Source organism: Streptococcus suis (assembly GCF_016775005.1).
Classification (GTDB): Bacteria; Bacillota; Bacilli; order Lactobacillales; family Streptococcaceae; genus Streptococcus; species Streptococcus suivaginalis.
The window spans coordinates 1-3056 of record NZ_JAEUXI010000013.1; the positions used below are offsets into that span (position 1 = coordinate 1).

Below are 3056 nucleotides of genomic sequence, written 5' to 3' on the forward strand. Positions count from 1 at the left end.
AAAAAACCCTTGCTACGCAGGGGTTTTTAAGGGCTTTTCAGCCCTCTTTTTCGTGTAACGAAAAATTCACCCCTAAAACCCTCTCAATATTTTTCGTTTTTTTTTATTTTCCTAGAGACGATTTTCTACCCCCTAGAGACGATTTTTCGTCTCTAGGTTCACGGCTCCGTCATTTTTGTTGGCGATTTGTTGATTTTTGTTGACCCCCTACAAACCCTTGTGGCTCTAAGCTTCAAGGCACTTTTTTTCTCAATTTGGCACTCGGCACTTAAAAGGGGGGTCGTAGTAGCCCCCCAGATTTTAGATTTTTCTGCCGAAAAATCCCCCTCAAGTTTTTCTCACGTGCCCATTTTTTTGACACGTGCTTTCCCACGTGATACAATGAACTTACGAAAATGTAGTGCACAAGCACACCGAAGCCCCTAAGGAATGCCAGTTCCCTAGGGGCTTTTTTGTCGGTGTTGGGTTAGCTTCAGCGTTTGTCCTTGCTATCTAACCACTTGCAAATGTAATGTGCCGTTACTTCTGCCACAATAGCAAGTAAGACGTCGAAAATGTAATGCACTCGCTCCACCTCCTTTCGCATAGACTTGCGGAAGGTTTTGCTTCAGCATTGGTTATTATATCATGTCCGCTTACTTTATTCCATGGTCTCCTTGACGACAAGAAACCAGGGACGGTAGTTTTTGCTTTGTCGGTCGGTCGAACAAAGTTCTGACCGAACCGCCCTCGCTAAGTCTACCTTGTCCCTGCTTATCGTCAAGGAGCTTTCACGGCATAAATCGCTCAGAGGGTTCTACAAGGCTCTCAGAAGCCCCAGAATCGATTTTAAGCATTCGAGTCTAGTTAATATACCCCAAGATACCTAAAAACGCTCAGAAACGATTTTAGAGGGGTCTAAAGTTTAATATCGGCAAGCAACGGGTTTGTGTACACAAACCCCAAAATCAGAGATTTTGACTTGTTAGGGAAATCCCTAAAACCCTCTCAAAGTTTTTCTTTGAGTTTGTCGCTCCACTCGATTATTTTTCTTTTCCTCCAAGAGAATTTTTATTTTTGACGAAATTTATTTTCGGCGAAAATAAAAATCCCACGAGCAAAGCGAGTGCAAAATCGAACGTAGTGACAAAAAAAGTGATCTGCAAGTCTTTGACTTCGCAGACACTTTTTGAAAAGGTCTTAGGATTTTGTCCTAACAAGTTTTGGCGTTTGTCATGACAAACCCGTTGCTTGCCCCGAAATAAAAATCAAGTATTTCTAGCCTAAGAATTTTTCAAAAAAGTAAAAAAGAACCACCCTGACAGGTGGTGTTTTTTATTTTTTATCAGACCTCACGAAAAATTTTTTGTAACTTTGCTAAAGATTCAATTTCTCTATCCGTCTCTGCTACACCCTTAAAAACCAAAGACTGTAACAAAGCAATATCATCTTCCGTTAAATAAAATTTATCTCCCTGAAGATACAAACGAAAAGTTTTATCGTTATATTTCCTAAGCTCCTCAGTCATTTTTCTGCCCCTCGATATTCATTTTAACCCCTCGCTTATTCCGTTGATAAGCCCCATCAAACAGCAACTTCATGAATCCAGTTTTTCCTGCGATAACCTCATTGACCAAATTGATTGTCAATCCATAAGCCTCTCCGTTCTCATCGATAAAGTCATATAAATCAAAAATATTTTGAAGTGTATATGCTCGAATCAATGAAACAACCACGTTGAAAAGTTCTGCTTTTTCCTCGACATCCAACGTCACATAGCGGTCAATATCAAAATTATTGATTAGCTTTATATCAGCTTTATCTCTTGTCATACGCAACCTCATTATTTTATAAAATAATTTTGTTTCGTTGCGTTCCAGAACGCAACGATTTTAGTACCGTCTGAAACTTCGCTGTCATCCGTAGTATGAACCAAATCACCATTCTCAGCATCATCAAGAGCTAGTTTTTTCTTGATTTCCTTAAATAATCCGCCATAACCTAGCTGACGCTTACGATATAGCCCATTATACAAGTCATCTACTACCTGGGCATTTTCTAAAGATAATTCAAATGGTTTAGTTGGATATTTTGCTGTTTCAAGAATAGCACCATGCAACCCTTTGCCCTGGTCCTTAACTGCTCGTATATCGACCATTGGCACATAATCAACTTTAAGAGATTTCGCCCATAATTCTGCCCATTCTTCTTGAGTTAAATAATTAGCTTTGCTATTAAAGTAAGCCCCTCTAACAAACAATAGAACGTGTATATGCGGATGATAGTCTTTTCTGTCTTCGTTATAAGTGACCTCGATAGAACGAAGATAACCCAACAAATTCGACTGCACTTTTTTACGCTTGAAAAGCCTATCAAATGATTTAGTTAATTGCGTTAATGTGCCATTTAATTCAGAGCCCGGCACATTCTTTACTGTCAAAGTCAGAAATAAAAATCGCCCTTTAGGAAACTGCTTCATAGCTTCATTGACTATGCAGGCTGTTTGATAAGAATATTTCATTGACCGCCTCCAGTTGCACATCTGACAAAGCTTATTTTTGCAAAAATAAGCCTGATATAGTTTCAATCTTCCGTCTGGTTGCTTATGAAATCGTAAGGCTTCTGCACATGATGAAACACGCTCGACCATGCTCGCCTTGTAGTCCAAATTTTGAAAGACTTCCGACAATTTTAAACTAGCAATCTTGCGACCTCGCCAATCTCTTTTTTTGCCTTTAGAATTCTTATCTATGAGTATTTGAGCTTGATTTTGGGTATGCTCCATGTTATAATTTACCTGTAATTACAAAAGATGAAAAGACCTTGTCCATCCAGTGAAACCTTTCTAAATAATTTTGATTGAACACCTAAATTATAACAAAAGCTTTCACAAATAACAAGGCTTTTTTTGTGCCTAAAAAGTCAGTAATATCAAGGGTTTAGCCCTGTTTTTTAACTGATTTTTTCGCCGTGAGTTATTTCTAATAGTATCAAGATAAGAAAAAACCCTTGCTACGCAGGGGTTTTTAAGGGCTTTTCAGCCCTCTTTTTCGTGTAACGAAAAATTCACCCCTAAA

3 protein-coding genes are annotated in these 3056 nt (G+C 38.6%); all 3 read right to left on the bottom strand.

Features of this window, described 5'->3' with window-relative positions; genetic code table 11:
* Positions 1-1324 precede the first annotated feature (1324 nt).
* The 3 genes from JNG37_RS09725 to JNG37_RS09735 are packed head-to-tail and all read right to left on the bottom strand — an operon-like array spanning position 1325 to position 2764.
* Complete coding sequence (locus JNG37_RS09725; protein WP_202848385.1) at positions 1325-1507, bottom strand: hypothetical protein; 183 nt, start codon at positions 1505-1507, stop codon at positions 1325-1327.
* The gene (locus JNG37_RS09730; protein ID WP_238336323.1) at positions 1500-1811 is read right to left on the bottom strand and encodes a Rep family protein; all 312 of its coding nucleotides are present in this window, start codon (positions 1809-1811) and stop codon (positions 1500-1502) included. The genes JNG37_RS09725 and JNG37_RS09730 overlap by 8 nt, the downstream gene beginning before the upstream one ends.
* An 11-nt stretch (positions 1812-1822) precedes the next feature.
* Positions 1823-2764 carry a protein rep gene (locus tag JNG37_RS09735; RefSeq protein WP_202848386.1) on the bottom strand — a complete coding sequence of 314 codons (942 nt, stop codon included), beginning with the start codon at positions 2762-2764 and terminating at the stop codon, positions 1823-1825.
* Between the last annotated feature and the right edge of the window lie 292 nt (positions 2765-3056).

What these genes read in the sequence shown, in the direction of transcription:
- JNG37_RS09725 (WP_202848385.1), bottom strand. Translation starts at nt 1,507, where the DNA reads ATGACTGAGGAGCTTAGGAAATATAACGATAAAACTTTTCGTTTGTAT.
- JNG37_RS09730 (WP_238336323.1), bottom strand. Translation starts at nt 1,811, where the DNA reads ATGACAAGAGATAAAGCTGATATAAAGCTAATCAATAATTTTGATATT.
- JNG37_RS09735 (WP_202848386.1), bottom strand. Translation starts at nt 2,764, where the DNA reads ATGGAGCATACCCAAAATCAAGCTCAAATACTCATAGATAAGAATTCT.